Source organism: Nonomuraea angiospora, assembly GCF_014873145.1.
Lineage (GTDB): Bacteria > Actinomycetota > Actinomycetes > Streptosporangiales > Streptosporangiaceae > Nonomuraea > Nonomuraea angiospora.
In genome coordinates, this window is sequence record NZ_JADBEK010000001.1 from 2543927 (window position 1) to 2567277 (window position 23351).

A 23351-nucleotide genomic window follows, 5' to 3' on the forward strand; every position below is an offset into this window, starting at 1 on the left:
GAGCGGATGTCCGCGAGGCGAGACGCGCGCCGGGAGCTGATGTCCGCGGCCATCAGCCTGTCGCTTGAGGCCGGGTTCGACGCGACCACGGTGGACGAGATCGCCAAGGCCGCCGGGGTGGCCAGGCGGACGTTCTTCCGGCACTTCCGTACGAAGGAGGACGCGATCCTCCCCGACCACGACGCGTGCCTGGGACGGGTGACGGAGTTCCTGGAGTCGGCCTCTCCGCTGCGTTCGCCGCTCCTCGTGATCGCGGACGCCGCCGGGATCGTCCTGGACATGTACGCCGAGGACCCGGAGACCGCCGTCAAGCGGTACGAGCTGACGCGGCGGGTGCCGGCGCTGCGCGAGTGGGAGATCGCCGCCATCAGCCGTTACCAGCGGGCCTTCGTCGGCTATATGGACGGCCGCCGCGCGGAGGACGGCGGGCCGGAGTTCCGGCTGCGGCACGAGGTCGCCTCCGCCGCCGTGGTGGCCGCGCACAACCACGTGCTGCGCGGGTGGTTGCGGTCGGGCGGCCGGGGGGACGTACGGGTGCGACTCGCGGCGGCGATCTCCGAGGTGATCAAGACCCTCGGCCCCTGGGTGGACGGCCTCGAGGCGGAGGCCGCCGCGGACGAGGTCATGGTCGTCCTCACCACCCGCCGCACGCCGCTGTGGAAGATCGCGGAGGAGATCGAGGCCGTCGCCCGCCGCGCCGAGGATCCGGCTCCTCGATGAGCAGGTTGGCGGGGATGGCGGCCGCCCGCCGTCCCCACGATCCCGCTATGCGAACCAGGTTGGCGGGGATGGCAGCCGCCCGTCGCCCCCAAGGTCCCGCTACTCGATGACCAGGTTGACGGGGATGTTGCCGCGGGTGGCGTTGGAGTAGGGGCACACCTGGTGGGTGGCCTCGACGAGCTCTCTGGCCGCCTCCGGTGCGATGGAGTCGGGCAGTTCGACCCGGAGCGTGGCCTCGAGCTGGAAGCCGCCCTTGCCGTTGGGCGACAGGCCGATCTCGGCCGTGACCGACGCGTCCGAGACGTCGAGCTTCTGCTGCGCGCCCACCAGCCGCATCGCCGAGGCGAAGCAGGCGGCGTAGCCGGCGGCGAAGAGCTGCTCGGGGTTGGTGCCCTCGCCGTCGCCGCCCAGCTCCTTCTGCATGGCCAGCTTGACGTCCAGCTTTCCGTCCGAGGAGACCGCGCGGGCGTCGCGTCCGGCGGAGGTGGCGATGGCGGTGTAGATGCTCATGTCGTCAGCCCTTCAGTTAGACAGACCTGTCTGTCTGCCGATGGATATGAGAGTAGACAGGTCTGTCTGGTACCGTCAACTCGTGAGCGCAGAAACGTTGGAGGGCCGTCGCCCCAGCCCGGCGCGCGAGCGCGTCCTCGAGACCGCGACGCGCCTGTTCTACACGGAGGGCGTCCACTCGGTCGGGATCGACCGGATCATCGCCGAGGCGGGCGTCGCCAAGGCGACCTTCTACCACCACTTCCCGGGCAAGGACGACCTCGTCCGCGCCTACGTGGTCCAGCAGACCTCGCTGCAGCACACCCTGGTCACGACCCTGCGGGCCACCTCGCCGCGCGAGAAGCTGATGGAGATCTTCGCCTACATGTGCGAGTTCGGCGCGGGCACCAGCTATCGCGGCTGCCCGTTCGTCAACACGGCGGCCGAGTATCCCGACCCCGCCCATCCCGTACGGCAGGCCATCAACGAATATCGCAGCTGGGTCCGCGGCCTCTACCGCGACCTCCTGGCCGCCGACGGCCACCCCGACCCAGAGCGGACCGCCGACATCGTCCTGCTGCTCAGGGACGGGCTCGTGGTCGGCTTCGACCTCGACGATCCCGCCACGGTCCGCGCCGCCGTCCAGGAGGCGCTCGCCAGGGTGCTGGCCACGTGAGCCCCCGGCCGGGGGGCTCACGGCTCAGCCGGCGAGCAGGTTCGCCGTGGGGATGATCTGCCTCTGTACGGTGGGGCTGGACCAGTGGAGCTGGGCGATGGCGTCGTAGCCGCTGTCGTAGAACTCCATCTTGAGGTCGTGCGCCCCGGCGCTCAGCGCGATGTCGCCGCTGTCGTCGCGCTTGGAATGGTCCGTCCAGTTGTCCACGACGAGCGTGCCGTCCACCCAGAGCCGCACGCCGTCGTCGCTGGTGGTGATGAACGTGTACGTCTCGGCGCGCGCGGCGATCACCTTGCCGGTCCACCGCACGCTGAACGTGTCCGCGGACACGGCCGGGTCGGGGGCGTTCGCGCCCCAGTCGAAGTCCACCGCCGGGTCGATCCGGGTCAGCTTGGGCGCGGTCAGGTCGGCGTTGTCGAAGTAGGTCGCCGACAGTCCCTGCTGGTCGATGACCAGGGTCGTGGCCGAGCCCGCGGGGAGCGTGAGCGTCGCGGCGCCGCCCGCGATGGTGGCCGTGCCGGTGCGGTGCGGGGCCCACGCGTCGGAGGTGCTCTGCCAGATCGCGGCCGTGCCCGCCGTCAGGCCGGTGAACGTGAGCCTGGTCTCCAGCGGCTGGGCGCCGACATTGACAAGGACGACGTTCTTGGCCGCGTCCGAGGCGAACGCGTACAACTGGGCGGTGTCGGCCGTCGCCTGCACCATGGTCGTGCCGAACGGGCGGAACAGGCCCTCGCCGGTGAACATGCCGATGCCGTGGTAGATGGGCAGCGGCTCGCTGCGCTGGATGCCGCCCTCACCTTTCGTGCTGGTCAGGCCGAGCTGGCCGTTCTTGTCGCCGTACTGGTAGGCGGCGGCTCCGGCGTGCAGGATCTGGCCCAGCGCCGCCGCGCCCCACAGCGTGTTGAAGTGCGTCAGCGTACGGTGGCCGTCGGGGTCGTCGAAGTCGGAGTTGAACTCGCCGATCTGCAGGTCGATCTTGCGGCCGAGCACGGACTCGGCCAGCGCGCCGACCTCCTTCAGGTCCGTCTCGTAGCTGCGGATGGCGGCGCCCAGGAGGTCCTCGTCGGTGATCGGGTCAGTGCCGTTGCCGTAGTCGTGGTAGTCGAGGAAGTCGACCCGGTCCCGCGAGCCCTCCAGGAACGTCCTGATGTACGACAGGTCGTTCCAGGCCGTGGCGGGGCCGCCGACGCGGACCGCGGAGTCCACGGCGTCGAGGGCGTCGGTGATCAGGTTGAAGCGCCGACTGTACTCAGATGCCGACATTTCCGGCTTTTCTGGGGTGCAGGTGCAGTTGAGCTCGTTGCCCAGAATGAAGCGCCGCACCGGCGTGCCCGAGGCGGCGAAGTGCCGGTAGAGGGCGACCGCGTCGTCCCGGTTCACCTCGGCGGTCTGGCGGCCGTCCACCTGGAGGATGACGACCGGCTCGGCGCCCAGGTCGCGGATGGCCGCGATCCAGGCGTCGCCCGTGATGGTCGTGTCGCACTTGTACCCACCGCACACGATCGGGCTGGAGTGGTTGCCCGGCTCCTGGTAGTGCAGCTCTATGCGCATCCGGCCCGCTTTGAGGTTGCGCAGGTTTTCGCGGTGGCGGGAGTCGTTCGTGATGTACGAGCCCTCGCCGTACCCGGTGATGCCCACGCCGTAGTCGCCGGCGGACAGCGTACGAACCGGCTTGGTGAAGTCCACCGACACGGCGGCGGAGACGGCCGCCTCCGCCGGTGCCGCCACCGGCCAGATCGCCACGGCCGCGGCCAGGCCGCCCGCGAGGGCGGCGCGGAGCGCGCGGCGCGCTGATGCAGTCATCCTTCTCCTGTCACAAGATCCGTGAGAACCCGTGGATCATGACATATGCGGATGACAGTCGAGTGAACGGTGCTGTGGCGGGCGTGGCGGTTCATACTGGGGCACACGGATCTCGCCGCCGAGGGGTGAACGTGGGCACGGAACTGGGCGCGTACGTGCGGGAGGCGTTCGGGTGGGACGCCGACGTCGTGGTGTCGGCGGGGCCACGTGGCGCGCTGGGGCAGATCTGGCGGCTGGACGTTGGCCCGGCGCGCTACGCGCTGAAGGAGATCTTCGGCGAGCCGCCGTCGGAGGCGTTGATCGAGGCGGAGCTGGCGTTCGGGCGGCGGGCGGCCGAGGCGGGCGTGCGACTGCCGGCCGGCCACCGCGACCGCGACGGCCGCCACCTGCTGAGCGCGCCCGGCGGGGGGACGTGGCTGCGTCTGTACGACTGGGTGGACCTGCGGCCGGTCGATCTCGCGGCGCGGGCCACGCCGGGAGAGCTCGGGGCGCTGCTGGCACGCCTGCACCGGTGCGCTCCCGCCGCGGCGACGGAGCCGGACGGCGGGCCGCCCGACGCCTGGTACCACCAGGTCCCGACCGAGCAGGAGTGGCCGAGGGTGGAGAATCACCAGGTCCCGGCCGAGGAGGAACGGCCGCGGGCGGAGTGCCCCCAAGGCCCGGCCGAGCGGGCGGGCGTGGCCTGGGCGGGGCGGCTGGCTGAGCGGGTGGCGACGTTGCCCGAGCTGTGTGCGGCGGTGGCGCCGGCCGATCCCGCCGAGCTGATCGTCTGCCACCGCGACCTGCACCCGGAGAACGTCCTGGCCGACCCCTCGGGCGCCCTGGTGGTCGTCGACTGGGACAACCTCGGGCCGGCCGTGCCGGGCCGGGAGCTGGCCAGGGCGCTGTTCGACTGGTTCTGCGACGGCCCGGACGCGGACCTCGACGCCATGCGGGCCATGTACGAGGCTTACGTGCGCGAGGACGGTCCTGGGCGCATCAGGCAGGCAGCGGACTTCTCGATGCTGCTGGCGGGCCGGCTGAACTTCCTGCTGGCCCAGACCCGCGTCGCGCTGGACCCGGGGGCCGAGCGGCGGCACCGCGAGTGGGCCGAACGCGAGATCGACGAGGCCCTGCGCATCCTGCCGACGCCGCGCCAGCTCGCGGACGTGCTGGCGCTGACCGCCTCCCGCTGACCGCCTCACGCCGGCCGCCTGGCGCTGACCGCCTCCCGCAGACCACCTCCCGCAGACCACCTGGCGCTGGCCGCCTCCCGCTGACCCCGCGCGCGGGCGGTTGGTGTGGCTATGTACCGCAATGGGTATGCCACCGATGATTACTCAGAGTAATCGTCAGGCTACGAAGAGGGCGAGCCAGATGAGAGTCGTCGTTGATCTCACCCGCTGCGAGGGCTACGGGCAGTGCGCCTTCCTCGCGCCGGAGGTCTTCGCGATGCGCCGCTCCGAAGCCCTCATGTACGAGCTCCACCCGGCCGACTCCGAGCGCACCCGCGTCCTGCGCGCCGCCGCGGCCTGCCCGGTCCAGGCCCTGGTGGTCGACCAGGTCCACACGCTCGGACGGCCCGCCAAGGCCGCCCCGCTCAAGCCGGCGAACGGGAAGAGACCCGTGGAGGTCGGCCGCATCGTCATCGTGGGCGCCTCGCTGGCCGGGCTGCGGGCGGCGGCGACGCTGCGCAGGGAGGGCTACGCCGGGTCCCTGACGCTGATCAGCGCGGAGCCGTACGAGCCGTACGACCGGCCGCCGCTGTCCAAGCAGGTCCTGACCGGGCAGGTGGCCGCCGACGACACGGCGCTGCCGCGGCGGGCCGAGTTCGAGGCCGAATGGCTGCTCGGGCAGGCGGCGACCGGGCTGGACCTGGCGGCCAGGCAGGTTCACCTCGCGGACGGCCGGAAGGTGGACTTCGACCGCCTGCTGATCGCCACGGGAGCGCGCGCCCGGCCCTGGCCGAACGCGGCGGAGGCCGCCCTCGACGGGGTGTTCGTGCTGCGTACCAACGAGGACGCGGCCCGGCTGCGGGAGCGGCTGACCGCGCGCCCCGGCCGCGTGCTGATCATCGGCGCCGGCTTCACCGGGTCGGAGATCGCCTCCGTCTGCCGCGAACTGGGCCTGGACGTCACCGTCACCGAGCGCGGGAAGGCGCCGCTGGCGGGCGCGCTGGGCGGGACGATCGGGGCGATCGCGGCGGACCTGCAGCGCGACCACGGCGTGGACCTGCGCTGCGGGGTCACCGTCGAGGCGCTCGAAGGGGACGGGGACGGGCGCCTGCGCCGCGCGCGCCTGTCCGACGGCACCACGCTCGACGTGGACGTGGCGGTGGCCGCGCTGGGCGCGGAGCGCAACGTCGAATGGCTGGAGGGCTCCGGGCTGGCCGCCGGGGTGTGGGGCGTCGCGTGCGACGCGGGCTGCCGCGCGTTCGACGTCAACGCGCTGGTCACCGACAACGTCTTCGTCGCCGGCGACGTGGCGCGCTTCCCGCACCCGGTGTACGAGTACCAGTTCCTGTCCCTCGAACACTGGGGCAACGCGGTCACCCAGGCCCAGGTCGCGGCGCACAACATGATCAGCGCCGAGAGCGACCGCTGGCCGCACGTGTCCCTGCCGGTCTTCTGGTCCGCCCAGTTCGGCACCAACATCAAGTCCGTCGGGGTGCCGACGTTCGCTGACGAGGTCGTCATCGCGCAGGGCTCGGTCGCCGAGCGCCGGTTCGTCGCCGTCTACGGCAACCGGGGCCGCATCACGGCCGCGGTCGCCTTCGACCAGGCGATGTGGCTGGACTTCTACCAGGCGCAGATCGAGCGGGCCGCGCCGTTCCCGCCCGGCCCCGGCATGGTCGGGCGGCCCGACGGGCTCCAGGTCATGCCGGCCGACGTACCGCAGCGGATCTCCCCCGCCTACGGCGCGACCGTGGTGCTGACCGGCCACAACCCGGACGAGCGTCGCGTGACGCTGCAGCGGCGGCACTGAACCACACCGAGCGAGCACATCATCAGGGAGCCGTCATCGTGGCAAAGGACGTGGCAAAGGACGTGGCAAAGGACGTGGCAAAGGACATGGCAGAGGCAGGCGTCTACGAGCAGATCCTCGACTACGCCAACCGCGCCGATCCGTACCCGCTCTACGCCGAGCTCCGCAGGACCCCGGTGGCGCGGCAGTCGGACGGCAGCTACGTGGTCAGCGGCTACCGGGAGATCGTCGCGCTGCTGCACGACCCGCGCGTCAGCTCCGACGTCCGCAACATTCCCGAGATCGCCGCCGAGCAGGAGGCGGGGACGGCGCTGCCGTCGTCCTTCATCAGGCTCGACCCGCCGGAGCACGACCGGATCCGCTCCATGATGATGCGGCACTTCGGGCCGCCCCACTCCCCCGGCCGGGTCGACGATCTGGAACCCCGGATGCTGCGGATCGTCACGGACCTGATCGACGGGTTCGCCGGGAGGACCCGGGTCGACATCGTCGAGGACTTCGCCTATCCGTTGCCGGTCACGGTGATCTGCGAGCTGCTGGGCGTGCCCCGCGAGGACGAGCCCCGCTTCCACCGGTGGTCGCAGGCCATCATCGAGACCATCGACCCGACGACCGGGACCGTCGCCGAGCGGGAGCGGCGGAACATGGAGGTCAGGACGGAGCTCGGCACGTACATGAAGGAGCTGGTGGACGCCCACCGGCGGCGGCCGGGCGACGACCTGCTGTCGGCCATCGTCACCGACCCGGCCGTCGACCTGCGGCTGGAGGAGCTGCTGAGCGCGGCCGCGACGCTGCTCGTCGCCGGCCACGAGACCACCGTCAACCTCGTCACCAACGGCCTGCTCACCCTGCTGCGCAACCCCCGCGTGCTGGACCGGCTGCGCCACGAGCCCGACCTGGTCATCGGCACGGTCGAGGAGCTGCTCCGCTTCGAGCCGCCGGTGCAGCTGCTCAGCCTGCGGCGCTCGGCGCTGGCCGACATCGACATCGCGGGCACGACGATCCCGAAGGGCGCGATCATCAGCCTCGCGCTCGCCGCCGGCAGCCGTGACCCGGCCCGTTTCCCCGATCCCGACCGGTTCGACCCCGACCGGCAGGACAACCAGCACCTCGGCTTCGGCAGCGGCATCCACTACTGTTTCGGCGCCCCGCTGGCGCGGCTGGAGACGCAGCTCGCGCTGGGCGAGCTGGCGCGGCGGCTGGTCAATCCGCGCCTGGCCGCCGACCCGCCGCCGTACCGGCCGAACCCGGGGCTGCGCGGGCCCCGGCACCTCTACGTGGAGTTCGACGACGTCCTGCCCGCACAAGCGATCCGCGCCTCGCCGACGGGGTGATTCAGTCCGGGCCGTTCTCGTTGCAGACTGGCCCGATGGGGGTGCGGGTCCGGGTCGAGGGCGTCGTTCAGGGGGTGGGGTTCCGGCCGTTCGTGCACGGGCTGGCCACGCGGCTCGGGCTGGCGGGGCAGGTGGGCAACGACGCGCACGGCGTCTTCGTCGAGCTGGAGGGCGGGCGCGGCCAGATCGCGGAGTTCCTGGTACGGCTGGAGCGCGACGCGCCCCCGCTGGCCGCGATCGAGCGGGTGACCGTCACCTCCCGTGCGGTGCGCGCCGACGGCCGGTTCCGGATCGTCGCGAGCGACCCGTCGGGGGCGTCGCGCACGCTGGTGTCGCCCGACATCGCGACCTGCGCCGACTGCCTGGCGGAGCTGGCCGACCCCGCCGACCGGCGCTACCGCTACCCGTTCGTCAACTGCGTCAACTGCGGGCCGAGGCTGACGATCGTGCGGGCGATGCCGTACGACCGGCCGCTGACCACGATGGCCGGGTTCGCGATGTGCGACGACTGCCGGGCCGAGTACCACGATCCGGCCGACCGGCGCTTCCACGCGCAGCCGATCTGCTGCCCGACGTGCGGCCCGACGCTCAGGCTCGTCGGCGCGGCGGGCGACTCCCTGGCCGGACCCGCCGACCCGCTGGCCGAGGCCGTGGAGGTGCTGCGCCGGGGCGGGGTGCTGGCGGTGAAGGGGCTCGGCGGCTACCACCTGTCGGTGCTCGCCGCCCACGAGGGCGCCGCCGCCGAGCTGCGGCGGCGCAAGCGGCGCGAGGACAAGCCGTTCGCCGTCATGGTCGCCGACCTGGCCGAGGCCCGGCGGCTGTGCGAGGTGGACGAGGCCGGAGCCGCGCTCCTGACCGACCGCGCGCGTCCCATCGTCCTGCTCCCACGCCGCACGGACGCGGCGAAAGGCGCGGCGGTGGGCGGGGAGGTCGGCGGGGAGGTCGGCGGGGAGGTCGGCGGGGAGGTGGCCGGGGCGGTCGCGCCGGGGAGCCGTCACCTCGGGCTGATGCTGCCGTACACGCCGCTGCACCACCTGCTGCTCGCCGAGGCGGGCGCCCCGATCGTGCTGACCAGCGGCAACCGCTCGGACGAGCCGATCGCCTACGACGACCGCGACGCGCTGGAGCGGCTCGGCGGCCTCGCGGACGCGTTCCTCACGCATGACCGCCCGATCCACCTGCGCGCCGACGACTCGGTGGTGCGGCCCTTCCGGGGCAAGGGGATGGCCGTGCGGCGCTCGCGCGGCCACGCCCCGCGCCCGTTCACGCTGGCCGGGGAGGCGCCCCGGCCGATCCTCGGCTGCGGCGCCGAGCTGAAGAACACCTTCTGCCTGGCGAAGGGGCGGCACGCGTTCGTCTCCCCGCACATCGGCGACCTGGAGGACTACGAGACCTTCCGGTCGTACGTCGAAGGGATCGAGCATTTCGCCGCGCTGTTCGACGTGCGTCCCGAGGTGGTGGCCCACGACCTGCACCCGGAGTACCTGTCCACCAAGCACGCCCTGGGCCTGCCGGACGTCGAGCTGGTCGCCGTCCAGCACCACCACGCGCACGTCGCCGCCTGCCTGGCCGACAACGGCGAGCACGGCCGGGTGATCGGGGTCGCGTTCGACGGGCTCGGCTACGGACTCGACGGGACCCTGTGGGGCGGCGAGTTCCTGCTGGCCGACCTGGCGACGTTCGAGCGGGCCGGGCATCTGGCGCCCGTGCCGATGCCGGGCGGCGGCGCGGCGATCAGGCAGCCGTGGCGGATGGCCGCCGCGTACCTGGACGGCGAGGGCGAGGCGCCGGCCGTGGCCAGGCGCAACGAGGGGCGGTGGGGGCAGGTGAGCGCGCTGGCCCGGCGCGGCGGGCCGGCCGCGCCGCTGACGTCGAGCGCGGGCCGCCTGTTCGACGCGGTGGCGGCGGTGCTCGGCGTGCGCGACGCCGTCACGTACGAGGGGCAGGCCGCGATCGAGCTGGAGCAGCTCGCCGACCCCGCCGAGCGCGGCGGCTACCCGGCGGCCGTCTCCAGCGACGGCGGCGTGCTGGTGGTGGCCGGCTCGGACCTGGTACGGGCCGCCGTGGCGGACCTGGCCGCGGGCGTCGGCGTGCCGGTCATCTCCGCCCGCTTCCACAACGGCGTGAGCGAGGTCATCGTGCGCTGCTGCCGGATGCTGCGCGAGGGGACGGGGCTGACGACGGTCGCGCTGTCCGGCGGCGTCTTCCAGAACCTGCTGCTGCTGCGGCGCACGGTGGACCGGCTGGGCGAGGCCGGGTTCCGGGTGCTCACCCACTCCGGCGTTCCGGCCAACGACGGCGGCATCAGCCTCGGCCAGGTGGCCGTCGCCGCCGCCAGGGACCGGCTCGGCCCGGTCAGTCCGTAGGGCGCTCCACGGGGCTCTCCGGCACGTCCCGGTGAGGCCACGGGGAGGCGCCGACCACGACCCCGTACAGCAGGTGGTCGGCCAGCAGCGCCAGGCGCTCCGTCGTGGTGCGGGGATGGCGCGGCAGGCCGAGGGCGGGCGCGATGGCCGCCTCGAAGGCGAGCCAGAACGCCACGCCGTAGGCCGGTCCCGCCCAGGGGCGGCGGCGCAGCCCGTGGGGCAGCAGCCCGTACAGCGCTCCTCCGGCCGTGCCGTACCCCCAGTGTGTCAGCTCCACCATCGCGGGACGCCGCCGGTGGGGCACCCGGCGGAACAACCGCGGGACGGTGCGCTCCAGCACGGCCTCGGGCGGCACCTTCGCCACGAGGCCGACCGCCGTCGTGAACTGCCGCAGTCCGGACATCGCCATGGAGCCGATGGCTCCCCGGGCGGCGGCGCGGATCAGGGTCTGCGCGGGCCGGGTCGAGACGTGTTGGCGCAGCTCATCGCGGGTGCCGGTGTGGGTTGGCAGGGTCTGCGTCATGGTTTACAACCTCCGTCATCACGGTATGTCCGCTACGTAGAGTCGCAGGTCGGATACCAACGATATGGGGGCCTAAACCTCTACGCGGGCCAAGAAGGGGGCTTGGGCCATGACAACCACACAAACACCGAAAGCATTGGACGAGGTGCACATCCTGTGGACCTCGGAGGGCATGAGCTGCGACGGCGACACGGTCTCGGTCACCGCCGCCACGCTGCCGAGCCTGGAGGACGTCCTGCTCGGGCTCGTACCGGGGCTGCCCAAGGTGCACCTGCACAACAAGGTGCTGGCCAAGGAGACGGGTGACGCCTTCATGGCCCCGTTCCACCAGGCCCACCAGGGCGAGCTCGGCCCGTTCATCTTCGTGGTCGAGGGTTCCATCCCGAACGAGAAGATCAACGGCGAGGGCTACTGGACGTCGATGGGCAACGACCCGGCCACCGGCCAGCCCATCACGGTCAACGAGTGGATCGACCGGCTCGCGCCCAAGGCCTGGGCCGTGGTCGCGATCGGCACCTGCGCGACGTACGGCGGCATCCACGCCATGGCCGGCAACCCGACCGGATGCATGGGGCTGGCCGACTACCTGGGCCGCGACTTCCGCTCCGCGGGCGGGCTGCCCATCGTCAACGTGCCCGGCTGTCCCGTCCAGCCGGACAACTTCACCGAGACGCTGACCTGGCTGCTGTACCAGGCGGCGGGCATGGCGCCGACGATCCCGCTCGACGAGATGCTGCGTCCCACGTGGCTGTTCGGCAAGACCGTGCACGAGGGCTGCGACCGGGCCGGCTACTACGAGCAGGGCGACTTCGCCCTCGACTACAACTCCCCCAAGTGCCTCGTGCGCGTCGGCTGCTGGGGACCGGTGGTCAACTGCAACGTCACCAAGCGCGGCTGGATGGACGGCGTCGGCGGCTGCCCGAACGTGGGCGGCATCTGCATCGCCTGCACCATGCCCGGCTTCCCCGACAAGTTCATGCCCTTCATGGACGAGCCTCCGGGCGCGGCCGTCTCGGTCGCGATGAGCAGCGCGTACGGCGCGATGATCCGCAGGCTTCGCGGCATCACCAACAAGGCAGCGAACAAGGAGCCGAAGTGGCGCCACAACCGCCGCAGGCTGACGAGCGGGTTCGACCCGCGCTGGGGAAACGGTTGAGAGGGAGAGCGGCGAGGTGGCAATCCGTACGGCAGGTGAGAAGCAGCTCAAGGGCGAGGCCCGCGAGCTGGTGGAGATGTCCTGGGATCCGATCACCCGGATCATCGGGAACCTGGGCATCTACACGAAGATCGATTTCAAGAACCGCGAGGTCGTCGAGTGCAAGAGCACCTCGTCGCTGTTCCGCGGCTACAGCGTGTTCATGAGAGGCAAGGACCCGCGCGACGCCCACTTCATCACCAGCCGCATCTGCGGCATCTGCGGCGACAACCACGCGGTCTGCTCGATCTACGCCCAGAACATGGCGTACGGCATCAAGCCCCCGCCACTGGCTGACTGGATCATCAACCTCGGCGAAGCCGCCGAGTACATGTTCGACCACACGCTCTTCCAGGACAACCTCGTCTTCGTCGACTACTGCGAGCAGATGGTCAAGGAGACGAACCCGAGCCTGCTGCGCCGGGCCGAGCAGACCCAGGCGCCCAACTCCGCGATCCACGGCTACCGGACGATCGCCGACATCATGCGCGCCTGCAACCCGTTCAGCGGCGACCTCTATCGCGAGGCGCTGCAGGTGAGCCGGATCACCAGGGAGATGTGCTGCCTGATGGAGGGCCGGCACGTGCACCCGTCCACGCTCTACCCCGGCGGCGTGGGCACCGTGGCCACCCCGCAGGTGTTCACCGACTACATGGTGCGGCTGCTGCGGGTGCTCGACTTCGTCAAGAAGGCCGTCCCGATGAACGACGACCTCTTCGACTTCTTCTACGAGGCGATGCCCGGCTACGAGGAGGTCGGCCGCCGGCGCGTGATGCTCGGCTGCTGGGGCGCCTTCCAGGACCCGGCGGTGGTCGACTACGACTACCGGAACATGGACCGGTGGGGCCGCCGGATGTTCGTCACGCCGGGCATCGTGGTGGACGGCGAGCTGATCACGACGAACCTGGTGGACATCAACCTCGGCATCAGGATCCTGCTGGGCAGCTCCTACTACGACGACTGGCAGGCCGAGGAGACGTTCGTCACCCACGACCCGCTGGGCAACCCGGTGGACCAGCGCCACCCGTGGAACCAGACGACCCTGCCCAAGCCGCAGAAGCGCGACCTGGAGAGCGGCAACTACAGCTGGGTGATGAGCCCCCGCTGGTACGACAAGCGCACCGGCGACCACCTGGCGCTCGACACCGGCGGCGGCCCGCTGGCCCGGCTGTGGACCACGGCGCTGGCCGGTCTCGTCGACACCGGCACGGTGCGGGCCACCGGCCAGAGCGTGGAGATCAACCTGCCCAAGAGCGCCGCCCTGCCGGAGATGCGGCTGGAGTGGAAGATCCCGCGCTGGGCGAACACCATCGAGCGCAACCGCGCCCGCGCCTACTTCGTGGCGTACGCGGCGGCGATGGCCGTCTACTTCTACGAGCAGGCGATGGGCGAGGTCAGGGCCGGGCGCACGCAGGTGTTCACCGACTTCGAGGTGCCGGACGAGGCGATCGGCGTCGGCTTCCACGAGGCGGTGCGCGGCGTGCTGTCGCACCACGTGGTGATCCGGGAGGGGAAGATCGCCAACTACCACCCGTACCCGCCGACGCCGTGGAACGCCAGCCCGCGCGACATGCACGGCACGCCGGGCCCGTACGAGGACGCGGTGCAGGGGCTGCCGATCTTCGAGGAGAACGGCGCCGACTCGTTCAAGGGCATCGACATCATGCGTACCGTGCGCAGCTTCGACCCGTGCCTGCCCTGCGGGGTGCACATGTACCTCGGCGACGGCAAGGTGCTCAAGCAGGTGCACTCGCCCACGTTCGGCGCGAGCGTCTCCGGCTGATGAACGAGCGCGTCCGCAGGATCGAATCCCTGCTCGACAAGGCCGACCCGGCCGCCACGGAGCTCGTCGCGGAGGTGCTCGGCCTGTACGGCGAGGGCCTGGCTCGGGTCATGACGCTCGTGGGCGAGGAGGCGGCGGCCCGCCTCGGCGCCGACGAGCTGGTCTCGCCCCTGCTCCTGCTGCACGACCTGCACCCGCTGGACACGCGGACCCGGGTGGAGCAGGCGCTGGCCGGCTCCGCCGAGCTGCTGTCCGTCGAGGGCGACCTGGTACGGCTGCGCTTCCGCCCGACCGGCTGCCGCTCCTCGGCGGCCGGGGCGGCCTCGGCCCTGCGGGACGCGGTGCGCGAGGCGGCCCCGGAGATCGAGCGGGTCGAGATCGAGGTCGCGGACGCGGCCCTGATCCCGGTCGAGAGCCTGACCGTCCGCCCCGCCTCGCGGGCGCCGGTGCCATGACGGGCCTGCTGCGCCGGCTCGCCACGCAGGCGGTCGAGCCCGCCCGGCGGGAACGGCGCACCGAGCGCTGCGAGCTGTGCGCCGAGCCGCTGCCCGCCGTCCACCGCCACCTGCTGGAGCTGGCGGGGCGCGAGCTGCGCTGCGCGTGCCGCGCCTGTCAGGTGCTGTTCGACCACGCGGCGGCCGGCGGCGGGCACTACCGGCTGGTGCCCGAGCGCCGCTGGCGGCTGAGCGGCTTCCGCCTGGACGAGGGGGCCTGGGCCCGCCTGCGGGCCCCGGTGCGCACGGTGTTCCTGATCCACGACTCGGACACCGGCGACCCGGTCCTGTACTACCCGAGCCCGGCCGGGGCGGTGCAGGCGCCCGCCGACAGGAGCGCCTGGGAGCTGCTGCGGCGCGACAACCCGGTGCTGCGGCAGCTGGAGCCGGACGTCGAGGCCCTGCTCGTCGACAGCGAGGCCTGGATGGTGCCGGTGGACGACTGCTACGCGCTCGTCGGAGCCATCCGCGCGCACTGGCGGGGCCTGACGGGCGGCAAGGACGTACGCGAGCACATCACCCGATTCTTCACCGACCTCGGCGGCCGGTCCGTCACCGTGCCGGCCGCCGGCAGCGACAGGAGTCCAGCGTGAACAAGAAGTCGACGATCAAGACCGGGCGGCGCGACGTGCGCCCCGACGCCCCCTCCCACGTCAAGGGCGTGGCCGAGGGCAACGCGATGGGTGGTTACGACAAGCAGAAGGGCCACCTGCCCGACGGCCGCTCCACGGCCCGGCGCTCGACCGGCGTCAACCCGCACATGCACGAACCGATCGACCCCGACATGCCCAACCTGTCGCCCGCGTGATGCCGCCGATGTCAATGGCCACGCCACCGGCCCTGCGGATCGAGGTGCGCGACGTCGAGCCCGCCACGCCCGCCGTCGCGCCCGCTCTGTGTTTCCGGCTCGACGTGCGCGCGGACGCTCCCGTCCAGGCGCTCACGCTGGCCACGCAGATCCGCATCGACGCCGCCGCACGCGGCTACGACGGGCAGGCGCCGCACCGGCTCAAGGAGTTGTTCGGCCCGCCCGAGGAGTGGGGCCGCAACCTGTCCAGCCTGCTGTGGACGCAGACCGTCACCCACGTCCCGGCCTTCGACGGCAGCACGACCACGCCGGTCACGGTCGCGTGCACGTACGACTTCGACGTGGCCGCGGCCAAATACCTGCACGGCCTGCCGGACGGCGAGGTGCCGCTGCGGTTCCTGTTCACCGGGACCGTCTTCTACCTCGACGACGGCCGCCTGCAGGCGGCCTGCCTGCCGTGGGACACCGAGGCGGACTTCCGCATGCCGGTGACGGTGTGGAAGGACCTCATGGACCGCCACTTCCCGGACACCGCCTGGATCCGGCTGGAACGCGGCACGTTCGACCGCCTGTACGAGCACCGGGTGCGGCACACGCTGCCCGGCTGGGACGACGCGGTGCGGTCGCTGCTGGAGACGGGCGGAGGCTGATCCCCCATGGACCCTGTCAGGCAGATCGCGCAGGCCGTGCTGTACGAGGGCTACCTGCTGTGGCCGTACCGGGAGTCGTCGCTGAAGAACCGGCACCGCTGGACGATCGGCGGCGTCCACCCCGAGGCGTACGGGCGGGCCCATGACGGCAACCCGTGGCTGATGCGTACCGAGTGCCTGCTCGAAGCCGGGCCCCGCGACGTCGTCGAGGTGTCCGTACGCTTCCTGCACGTCGTCACCCGGCTCCGCGCCGGACAGCCGGAGGCGACCGGCGAGGAGGCGCAGGAGCGTGAGGTGAGCCTGCCGGGCCTGGTCCTGGAGGACCTGATGCACGGCCCGGTCATCGAGAAGATCGACATCCCGGCCCGGGACCGGTCCCCCGAAGGGGGCTGGCGGGAGCTGTGCGGCCGGATCGAGGCGAGCGCGCGGCGGCTGCGCCCGGACCTGTTCCGGATCACGGTCGAGGTGGTCAACACCACGCCCTGGCCCGGCGGCGGCCGCGAGGAGGCCATGCGGCGCACGCTGGTCTCCGCGCACACCGTGCTGCGCGCGCCGCAGGCTCGGTTCGTCTCCCTCATGGACCCGCCGGAGGACCTGCGGGCGGAGGCGGCGGGCTGCGACAACGCCGGCGTCTGGCCGGTGCTGGCCGGGCCGGAGGGCGACCGGCACACCGTGCTGGCCGCGCCGATCATCCTCTACGACCACCCGCGGATCTCGCCGGAGAGCCCCGGCGACCTCTTCGACGCGACCGAGATCGACCAGCTCCTCACGCTGAGCGTGCTCGCCCTCAGTGACCGGGAACGGGAGGAGATCCGCCACGGGGACCCGCGCGCCCGCGCGATCCTCGAGCGCTGCGACTCCCTCACACCCGACGAGCTGATGCGGTTGCACGGCATCATGCGCAGGACGGAGCCACACGAATGACGGGATTCTGGACCCGGATGGCGGGCCGCGGCCCGGACGAGGTCGTCATCGCCGGCGTGCCGGTCGGGCCGGGCAGCCGGGTACGGCTGCGGCCCCGCGCGCAGGCCGACGTCTTCGACCTCGTGCTGGACGGCCGCGTGGCCGTCGTGGAGAGCGTGGAGCAGGACGACGAGGGCGCCTTCCACATCGCGGTCACGCTCGACGACGATCCCGGGCGCGACCTGGGCGAGGCCCGGCTGCCCGGGCACCGGTTCTTCTACTCCGCCGAGGAGATCGAGCCCCTCGGGGGGCAGGACGGCCGCCCGGCCCCCGGCCGCGTCCTGGTGGCCGGGATCGGGAACGTGTTCCTGGGGGACGACGGGTTCGGCGTCGAGGTGGCCCGCCACCTGGCCGGGCAGGCGGGCGTAGCGGGCATGGAGGTCGTCGACTTCGGCATCCGCGGCATGGACCTGGCCTACGCCCTGCAACGGGACTACACGGGCGTGGTCTTCGTGGACGCGGCCCCGCGCGGCCTGGCTCCCGGGACGCTCACCGTCCTCGAACCCGACCTGCCGGACGGGGACGGCGCGTCGGTGGAGACGCACGGCATGGACCCGGTCCAGGTCCTGCGGCTGGCCCGGCAGCTCGGCCGGCTCCCCGCGCGGGTGCGGGTCGTCTGCTGCGAGCCGGCGTCGGTCGAGGAGGACCCGTTCGAGCTGAGCGCGCCGGTGCGCGCGATGGTCGGCGAGGCGGCCGGCCTAGTGAAGTCCCTGGTTATGGAAATGATTGCGGAAAGTGCCACTCCGGACGCCCGCGATCCGGCACCCACGGTGAGGTGATGTGAGATGTGGAAGTCGCGCACGGTGAAGCTGGTCGTGCTCTGCGGATTGGCGCTGGTCGTCATCCGCCAATGGCCGGACATCCGGCGATACATCAAGATGGAGCGAATGTAGGGACACCATGCATGAGATCGGGATGTGCGAGGGGCTCGTCGAGCTGATCGAGCAGCAGGCGGGAGGCAGGGCGGTCGCGGCCGCCCGGGTACGCGTCGGAGCCCGGCACGCCGTCGTCGACGAGGCCTTCGGGCAGGCGTTCACGCTGGCCGCGGCCGGCACGGCCGTGCAGGACGCGGTGGTGGAGCTGGTCATCACGCCGATGACGGTCGGCTGCCGCAACTGCGGCGAGCGCTCCGAGTCGGTGGACACGCTGGCGGTCTGCCCGGGCTGCGGCGACGACGGCGTCGACATCAGCGGCGGTGACGAGCTGGTCCTGGAGTCGCTCACCTTCGCCACGTCAGGCGCGTCCGGCGGGGAGGTGCCCGGTGTGCCTTGGCATTCCAGGTGAGCTCGTCGAGCGCCTGCCCGAACACGAAGACCTCGCCGTGGTGGACGTCAGCGGCGTGCGCCGGCGCATCAACGTCGGCCTGCTCGCCGACGAGGCGCTCGGGCCCGGCGACTGGGTGCTCGTGCACGTCGGGTTCGCGCTGTCCAAGATCTCCGAGCTGGAGGCGCAGGCGGTGCTCGACTACCTCAACGGGCTCGGACAGCCGTACGAGGACGAGCTCGACGCGCTGCGCACCTCGGACATCGCCTAGGAAGGACCTCTGATGCGGTTCGTCGATGAGTACCGCGACGCGGGCACGGCGCGGGCGCTGGCCGCGCAGATCGCCGCCCGCTGCCGGCCGGGGCGCCGATACACGTTCATGGAGGTGTGCGGCGGTCACACGCACACCATCTACAAGCACGGCCTGGAGGACCACCTGCCGGCCGAGGTGAACCTCGTGCACGGCCCCGGCTGCCCGGTCTGCGTGATCCCGATGGGCCGGGTGGACGACGCGATCCACATCGCCCGCCGGCCGGACGTGATCATGACGTCGTTCGGCGACATGATGCGGGTGCCCGGCGGGCAGGGCTCGTTCCTGGACGCCAAGGCGGCGGGGGCCGACATCCGGATGGTGTACTCGCCGCTTGACGCGCTCAAGATCGCGCGGGCCAACCCGGACCGCAAGGTCGTCTTCATGGCCATCGGGTTCGAGACCACGGCGCCGTCCACGGCCATGACAGTGCTGCGCGCGGAGGCCGAGGGGCTGTCCAACTTCTCCGTCTTCTGCAACCACGTCATGATCATTCCGGCGATCAAGGCCATCCTCGACTCGCCGGACCTGCGGCTCGACGGGTTCATCGGGCCCGGCCACGTCTCGGCGGTGATCGGCTGCCAGCCGTACGAGTTCATCGCCCGCGACTACGGCAAGCCGCTGGTGGTCGCCGGGTTCGAGCCGCTGGACATCCTCGACTCCGTACACCGCCTGCTGACGCAGCTCGCCGAGGGGCGGTGCGAGGTGGAGAACCAGTACGCCCGCGTCGTGCCGTGGCAGGGCAACCGCATCGCGCTGTCGGCCATGGGCCGGGTGATGCGGCTGCGGCCGCACTTCGAGTGGCGCGGGCTCGGCTTCATCGCGCACTCCGCCCTCGCCATGTCGGACGAGTACGCCCGCTTCGACGCCGAACGCGTCTTCGACCTGCCCGGGGTCCGCGTCGCCGACCCGCGCTCGTGCCAGTGCGGCGAGGTGCTCAAGGGCGTGCTCAAGCCGTGGGAGTGCAAGGTGTTCGGCACCGCGTGCACCCCGGAGACGCCGATCGGCACCTGCATGGTCTCCTCCGAGGGCGCGTGCGCCGCGTACTACAACTTCGGGCGCTTCAGCCGCGAGGAGATGCGCACGACCGCCGCCCAAGGGCCGCAGGCCGAGGAGGCGAGCCGGGCATGAACCGCGAACAGCAGGTCCTGGCCCGCATCGAGCGGATCCGGCGGCGCAAGCCCGTCGTCAGGGAGGAGCGCATCACGCTCGCCCACGGCGCCGGGGGCAAGGCCACGCACACCCTGATCGAGGCCGTCTTCCTGGAGGCGTTCCGCAACCCGCTGCTCGCGCCGCTGGACGACGGCGCGCTCCTGCGGGTGGGCGGCGAGCGCCTGGCCTTCACCACCGACTCCTTCGTGGTCTCGCCGCTGTTCTTCCCCGGCGGGGACATCGGCGACCTGGCCGTCAACGGCACCGTGAACGACCTGGCCATGTGCGGGGCCCGGCCGGCCCACCTGTCGGCCGGCTTCGTCCTGGAGGAGGGCTTCCCCGTCGCCGACCTGCGGCGCATCACCGACTCGATGGCCGCCGCCGCGGCGGCGGCCGACGTCACGATCGTGACCGGCGACACCAAGGTCGTGCAGCGCGGCAAGGCCGACGGCTGCTTCATCACCACGGCCGGGGTCGGGCTCGTCGAGCAGCCGGTCACGCTGTCGGCCTCGCACGCGCGACCGGGGGACGCGGTCATCGTCTCGGGCCCGATCGGGGAGCACGGCGCCGCCATCATGCTGGCCAGGGACGACTTCGGCATCGAGGCGCCGATCGTCTCCGACACGGCGCCGCTGCACGCCATCGTCGCCGAACTGCTGGCCGCGATGCCGCAGCACGTCCGTACCCTGAGGGACGCCACCCGGGGAGGCGTGGCCACCGTCGTCAACGAGGTGGCCAACGCGTCGGAGGTGGCCGTAGTCCTGCGGGAGGACGACATCCCGGTGCGGCCGGAGGTCACCGGCGTGTGCGAGCTGCTCGGCCTCGACCCGCTCTACGTCGCCTGCGAGGGCCGGTTCGTCACGGTGGTCGACGGCGAGCACGCCGGGCGGGCCCTCGAGGTGCTGCGCTCCCATCCGCTGGGCGCCGAGGCCGCGATCATCGGGACCGTCGCCGCGGCTCCGGCCGGGCTGGTCCTGCTGCGCACCGCCTTCGGCGGCACCCGGGTGGTGGACGTCCTGGTGGGCGACCCGCTGCCCCGCATCTGCTGAGCCCTGGTGGGGCGGGCGATCCGCTACCGCGCCGCGGCCGACACCAGCTCGGCCAGCACGTGGTAGAGGGTCGCCTGCGCCTCCTGGATGCGGTGCACCGACGACGACGGGACCACGAACAGGTGCTCGGCCAGCCGCTCCTCGGCCATGCGGCCGCCACCGGAGCCGGCGAACCCGACGGTCACCATCCGCAGGCTCGCGGCCCGCTCCAGGCCGCGCAGCACGTTGGCCGAGCCGCCGCTGGTGGACAGGGCGCAGGCGACGTCGCCCTCGCCGCCGAGCGCGGCGAGCTGCCGGGCGAACACCACCTCGAAGCCGACGTCGTTGCCGAGCGCCGTCACGAGCGCCGTGTCGGCCGCCAGCGACACCGCGGGCAGACCCCGCCCGGTGAACAGGTCCGCCACCGACTGCGCGTCGGTGCTGCTGCCGCCGTTCCCGAACGTGAACAGCCGCCCCCCGCCGCGGAAGGCGGCGGCCAGCGCCCCCGCGCACGCCGCCAGCGGGCCCGCCATCTCGTCGAGCACCCGCCGCCGCAGCTCCAGGCTCTCGCGGGCCTTCTCCACGGTGGACGCCGTCAGGTCGAGCGGGTCGCGCCGCAGGAACGGGTAGAGCGTCCCGGTCATCGGTAGTCCCTTCCGAGTACGGCGATCGCCTCGCCCGCGTGCACCAGCACGGTGTCCCCGACCTGGACCTCCACCAGCCCCACGCTGATCTCCTCGGTCCCGGCGCCGGTGTCGGCCCGTGCCAGCCCGTCGGGCAGCAGCCCCACGACCCGGACGGCCACGGCCACATCCCCACACGTCACGCAGGAGTCGCAGGTCTCCTCCTCCGCGGGCTCGCCGCTCACTCGGGGCACTCCGACTCCTGGAACACGTGGACCAGCTCCCACAGCAGGTGGTACATGGTGATGTGAATCTCCCTCGCGACCAGCGGATCCGTGCTCCGCGCGGTCAGCACGTGCTCCGCCTGCGCGCACTCCTCGTCCGCCGTCAGGGCGACGGTCAGCATGCCGAGCCCGCGGGCGGCGGCCAGGTCGCCGTCGAACGGCCGGATCCCCACCGCGATGTCCTGGGGGCGTCCCAGCACCGGCAGCGCGGAGGGCTCCGCGCCCAGGCTGAATGCTGGAAGGGCGCGCTTGCCCACGATCACCGGGTGGGTGAACTCCACGGCCACGTGCGCCGCGTCCGAGGCGGCCTCGCCCCGGCCGAAAGCCAGCAGCCTGCCTCCACGCCGGAATCGCCCGGACATGGCGGACGCCGCCGCGACGACCGCGCCGGCGTCTTCCACCAGCGCCGCTCCCGCGGCCTCACGGATCCGATCGAGCACTTCGGCATCCCGCCTTCCTGCGCTGCACGACATCGCCCATTCCACCGTGGTGCGCCACGAACGGCCCGCCTTTGCCCGCCACCGGTTCGGCAAGGTCCCGGCAAGATTCGCCCACCCGAGACGGCGGCCGGGCCCCTAGACTCAGGGCTCGTGACCCAAGTGGATGAGCAGGGCCGCCTCGAGCCTCCTCTCGCGGCCGACGAGACCGGGACCCTCCTGGGCTTCCTCGACTATCAGCGCGCGACCCTGGCGTGGAAGTGCTCGAACCTGGACGCGGCCGGGCTGAAGGCGACCGTCGGCGTGTCGCCGATGACGCTGGGCGGGATGCTCAAGCACCTCGCCTACGTCGAGAGCCACTGGTTCATCCGGTCGCTGCACGGCGCGGAGTGGCCGCCTCCGTGGGACACGGTCGACTGGAAGGCCGACCACGACTGGGACTGGCACTCGGCCGCCGACGACACCCCCGAACAGCTCTTCGCGCTCTGGCAGGAGGCGGTGGACCGCTCGCGGGCGGCGGTGACGAAGGCGCTGGCCGACGGCGACCTCGGCCAGCCGGCCAAGCGCGGCTGGCCCGACGGCCAGACGCCCAGCCTGCGGTGGATCCTGTGCCACATGATCGAGGAGTACGCCCGGCACAACGGCCACGCGGACCTCATCCGGGAGTCGGTGGACGGGCTGACCGGGGAGTAGTCGAATATTGTCGGTGAGCTGCTCTAACCTCGGGGCGATGGACATCATCCTGATTCCCGGCCTCTGGCTCGACGCCTCGTCATGGGACGAGGTCGTCCCCGCGCTCGTGCGGGCCGGGCACCGCCCCCACGCGCTCACGCTGCCCGGCATGGAGTCGAAAGACGCCGACCGCTCCGAGATCACCCTGCTCGACCACGTCGGCGCGGTCGTCAAGGCGATCGACTCCTTCGACCCCGCCGGCGGCAAGGTGGTGCTGGTCGGCCACTCCGGCGGGGGCACGATCGCCCACATCGCCGCCGACGTGCGCCCCGACCGGGTCGCCCGGGTCGTCTTCGTCGACAGCGTGCCTCCCGGCGACGGCGGCCTCATCAACGACGAGCTCCCGGTCGAGAACGGTGAGATCCCGCTGCCCGACTGGGGGTTCTTCGAGGCGGAGGACCTTGTCGACCTCGACGACGAGCTGCGCGCGGCCTTCCGCGAGCGGGCGATCCCCTCGCCGGCCCGGGTCGCGAGCGACCGGGTGCGGCTGTCGGACGAGCGCCGCTACGAGGTGCCCGCCACCGTCATCACCTGCGAGTTCTCGAGCGAGATGGTCCAGAAGTGGATAGGGCAGTCGCTCGCGTTCACGCAGGAGCTCGCCAAGATCCGCCACGTCGACTACGTCGACCTGCCCACGGGCCACTGGCCGCAGTTCACCCGGCCGGAGGAGCTGGGCCGCGCGATCGCGACCAGCGTCGGCCCCGCCTGACGGCCCGGTCGGGGCGGCGCGGTCGGGGCGGCGCGGTCCGGGCGG

27 protein-coding genes are annotated in these 23351 nt (G+C 72.3%); 21 read left to right on the forward strand and 6 right to left on the reverse strand.

The window, feature by feature from the left end; translation table 11 throughout:
- The first annotated feature begins 6 nt into the window (after positions 1 to 6).
- The gene (locus H4W80_RS11665) at positions 7 to 720 is read left to right on the forward strand and encodes a TetR family transcriptional regulator (RefSeq protein ID WP_192785112.1); all 714 of its coding nucleotides are present in this window, start codon (positions 7 to 9) and stop codon (positions 718 to 720) included.
- 99 nt (positions 721 to 819) lie between these two features.
- On the opposite strand, the gene H4W80_RS11670 is transcribed toward H4W80_RS11665, so the two are convergent.
- Positions 820 to 1230: an organic hydroperoxide resistance protein gene (locus H4W80_RS11670; protein WP_192785113.1), complete on the reverse strand. Its 411-nt coding sequence runs from the start codon at positions 1228 to 1230 to the stop codon at positions 820 to 822.
- 82 nt (positions 1231 to 1312) lie between these two features.
- Here H4W80_RS11670 and H4W80_RS11675 point away from each other — a divergent pair, with 82 nt between their 5' ends.
- Positions 1313 to 1885 carry a TetR/AcrR family transcriptional regulator gene (locus tag H4W80_RS11675; protein ID WP_318786815.1) on the forward strand — a complete coding sequence of 191 codons (573 nt, stop codon included), beginning with the start codon at positions 1313 to 1315 and terminating at the stop codon, positions 1883 to 1885.
- A gap of 24 nt (positions 1886 to 1909) precedes the next feature.
- On the opposite strand, the gene H4W80_RS11680 is transcribed toward H4W80_RS11675, so the two are convergent.
- Positions 1910 to 3688, reverse strand: a complete 1779-nt coding sequence (locus H4W80_RS11680) for a PA14 domain-containing protein (protein ID WP_192785115.1) — start codon at positions 3686 to 3688, stop codon at positions 1910 to 1912.
- A 131-nt stretch (positions 3689 to 3819) separates the two neighbouring features.
- Here H4W80_RS11680 and H4W80_RS11685 point away from each other — a divergent pair, with 131 nt between their 5' ends.
- The 4 genes from H4W80_RS11685 to hypF all read left to right on the forward strand — a co-directional run bounded on the left by H4W80_RS11685 (position 3820) and on the right by hypF (position 10352).
- Positions 3820 to 4863: a phosphotransferase enzyme family protein gene (locus tag H4W80_RS11685; RefSeq protein ID WP_192785116.1), complete on the forward strand. Its 1044-nt coding sequence runs from the start codon at positions 3820 to 3822 to the stop codon at positions 4861 to 4863.
- A 181-nt stretch (positions 4864 to 5044) separates the two neighbouring features.
- Positions 5045 to 6652, forward strand: a complete 1608-nt coding sequence (locus tag H4W80_RS11690; protein ID WP_192785117.1) for an FAD-dependent oxidoreductase — start codon at positions 5045 to 5047, stop codon at positions 6650 to 6652.
- An 86-nt stretch (positions 6653 to 6738) separates the two neighbouring features.
- Positions 6739 to 7986, forward strand: a complete 1248-nt coding sequence (locus H4W80_RS11695; protein ID WP_192785118.1) for a cytochrome P450 — start codon at positions 6739 to 6741, stop codon at positions 7984 to 7986.
- Positions 7987 to 8021: 35 nt separating this feature from the next.
- Positions 8022 to 10352 carry a carbamoyltransferase HypF gene (gene hypF, locus H4W80_RS11700; RefSeq protein ID WP_192785119.1) on the forward strand — a complete coding sequence of 777 codons (2331 nt, stop codon included), beginning with the start codon at positions 8022 to 8024 and terminating at the stop codon, positions 10350 to 10352.
- Here the strand turns inward: hypF and H4W80_RS11705 are convergent.
- On the reverse strand, positions 10342 to 10875 hold the full coding sequence (locus H4W80_RS11705; protein ID WP_225963374.1) for a DUF1440 domain-containing protein: 534 nt from the start codon (positions 10873 to 10875) through the stop codon (positions 10342 to 10344). The two genes, hypF and H4W80_RS11705, sit on opposite strands and share 11 nt — an antisense overlap.
- A 109-nt stretch (positions 10876 to 10984) precedes the next feature.
- On the opposite strand from H4W80_RS11705, the gene H4W80_RS11710 reads away from it, so the two are divergent.
- The 13 genes from H4W80_RS11710 to hypE are packed head-to-tail and all read left to right on the forward strand — an operon-like array spanning position 10985 to position 20542.
- The gene (locus tag H4W80_RS11710) at positions 10985 to 12031 is read left to right on the forward strand and encodes an NADH-quinone oxidoreductase subunit B family protein (protein WP_192785120.1); all 1047 of its coding nucleotides are present in this window, start codon (positions 10985 to 10987) and stop codon (positions 12029 to 12031) included.
- Between the two features lie 16 nt (positions 12032 to 12047).
- Positions 12048 to 13853 (forward strand): nickel-dependent hydrogenase large subunit, encoded by a 1806-nt coding sequence (locus H4W80_RS11715; protein ID WP_318786816.1) that lies wholly within the window; start codon positions 12048 to 12050, stop codon positions 13851 to 13853.
- The gene (locus H4W80_RS11720) at positions 13853 to 14308 is read left to right on the forward strand and encodes a nitrogen fixation protein NifU (protein WP_192785121.1); all 456 of its coding nucleotides are present in this window, start codon (positions 13853 to 13855) and stop codon (positions 14306 to 14308) included. Before H4W80_RS11715 ends, H4W80_RS11720 begins: the two co-directional genes overlap by 1 nt.
- Positions 14305 to 14940, forward strand: a complete 636-nt coding sequence (locus H4W80_RS11725; RefSeq protein ID WP_192785122.1) for a DUF5947 family protein — start codon at positions 14305 to 14307, stop codon at positions 14938 to 14940. Before H4W80_RS11720 ends, H4W80_RS11725 begins: the two co-directional genes overlap by 4 nt.
- Positions 14937 to 15155, forward strand: a complete 219-nt coding sequence (locus H4W80_RS11730) for a hypothetical protein (RefSeq protein WP_192785123.1) — start codon at positions 14937 to 14939, stop codon at positions 15153 to 15155. Before H4W80_RS11725 ends, H4W80_RS11730 begins: the two co-directional genes overlap by 4 nt.
- Positions 15156 to 15163: 8 nt before the next feature.
- Positions 15164 to 15805 (forward strand): DUF6084 family protein, encoded by a 642-nt coding sequence (locus H4W80_RS11735; RefSeq protein ID WP_192785124.1) that lies wholly within the window; start codon positions 15164 to 15166, stop codon positions 15803 to 15805.
- 6 nt (positions 15806 to 15811) lie between these two features.
- Positions 15812 to 16729 carry a hypothetical protein gene (locus H4W80_RS11740; RefSeq protein ID WP_192785125.1) on the forward strand — a complete coding sequence of 306 codons (918 nt, stop codon included), beginning with the start codon at positions 15812 to 15814 and terminating at the stop codon, positions 16727 to 16729.
- The gene (locus tag H4W80_RS11745; RefSeq protein WP_225963375.1) at positions 16726 to 17547 is read left to right on the forward strand and encodes a hydrogenase maturation protease; all 822 of its coding nucleotides are present in this window, start codon (positions 16726 to 16728) and stop codon (positions 17545 to 17547) included. Before H4W80_RS11740 ends, H4W80_RS11745 begins: the two co-directional genes overlap by 4 nt.
- A 6-nt stretch (positions 17548 to 17553) precedes the next feature.
- Positions 17554 to 17661: a DUF6893 family small protein gene (locus H4W80_RS64495; RefSeq protein WP_376776106.1), complete on the forward strand. Its 108-nt coding sequence runs from the start codon at positions 17554 to 17556 to the stop codon at positions 17659 to 17661.
- A gap of 7 nt (positions 17662 to 17668) precedes the next feature.
- Positions 17669 to 18052, forward strand: a complete 384-nt coding sequence (locus H4W80_RS11750) for a hydrogenase maturation nickel metallochaperone HypA/HybF (RefSeq protein ID WP_192785126.1) — start codon at positions 17669 to 17671, stop codon at positions 18050 to 18052.
- Positions 18030 to 18302 carry a HypC/HybG/HupF family hydrogenase formation chaperone gene (locus tag H4W80_RS11755; RefSeq protein WP_192785127.1) on the forward strand — a complete coding sequence of 91 codons (273 nt, stop codon included), beginning with the start codon at positions 18030 to 18032 and terminating at the stop codon, positions 18300 to 18302. The genes H4W80_RS11750 and H4W80_RS11755 overlap by 23 nt, the downstream gene beginning before the upstream one ends.
- 12 nt (positions 18303 to 18314) lie before the next feature.
- The gene (gene hypD / locus H4W80_RS11760) at positions 18315 to 19472 is read left to right on the forward strand and encodes a hydrogenase formation protein HypD (RefSeq protein ID WP_192785128.1); all 1158 of its coding nucleotides are present in this window, start codon (positions 18315 to 18317) and stop codon (positions 19470 to 19472) included.
- Entirely contained in the window at positions 19469 to 20542 is a 1074-nt protein-coding gene (hypE, locus tag H4W80_RS11765; RefSeq protein ID WP_225963376.1) for a hydrogenase expression/formation protein HypE, read from the forward strand. Before hypD ends, hypE begins: the two co-directional genes overlap by 4 nt.
- Before the next feature lie 23 nt (positions 20543 to 20565).
- On the opposite strand, the gene H4W80_RS11770 is transcribed toward hypE, so the two are convergent.
- Genes H4W80_RS11770 through H4W80_RS11780 form a run of 3 tightly spaced genes read right to left on the reverse strand, consistent with a single transcriptional unit; the run spans position 20566 to position 21868 of the window.
- Entirely contained in the window at positions 20566 to 21165 is a 600-nt protein-coding gene (locus H4W80_RS11770) for a D-sedoheptulose-7-phosphate isomerase (RefSeq protein WP_192785129.1), read from the reverse strand.
- Positions 21162 to 21398 carry a HypC/HybG/HupF family hydrogenase formation chaperone gene (locus H4W80_RS60575; RefSeq protein WP_318786817.1) on the reverse strand — a complete coding sequence of 79 codons (237 nt, stop codon included), beginning with the start codon at positions 21396 to 21398 and terminating at the stop codon, positions 21162 to 21164. The genes H4W80_RS11770 and H4W80_RS60575 overlap by 4 nt, the downstream gene beginning before the upstream one ends.
- Complete coding sequence (locus H4W80_RS11780) at positions 21386 to 21868, reverse strand: phosphoheptose isomerase family protein (protein WP_225966527.1); 483 nt, start codon at positions 21866 to 21868, stop codon at positions 21386 to 21388. Before H4W80_RS11780 ends, H4W80_RS60575 begins: the two co-directional genes overlap by 13 nt.
- Before the next feature lie 150 nt (positions 21869 to 22018).
- On the opposite strand from H4W80_RS11780, the gene H4W80_RS11785 reads away from it, so the two are divergent.
- Positions 22019 to 22558, forward strand: coding sequence for a DinB family protein (locus H4W80_RS11785; protein ID WP_192785131.1), 540 nt, complete (start codon positions 22019 to 22021; stop codon positions 22556 to 22558).
- A gap of 37 nt (positions 22559 to 22595) precedes the next feature.
- Positions 22596 to 23306 carry an alpha/beta fold hydrolase gene (locus H4W80_RS11790; RefSeq protein ID WP_192785132.1) on the forward strand — a complete coding sequence of 237 codons (711 nt, stop codon included), beginning with the start codon at positions 22596 to 22598 and terminating at the stop codon, positions 23304 to 23306.
- Positions 23307 to 23351 lie beyond the last annotated feature (45 nt).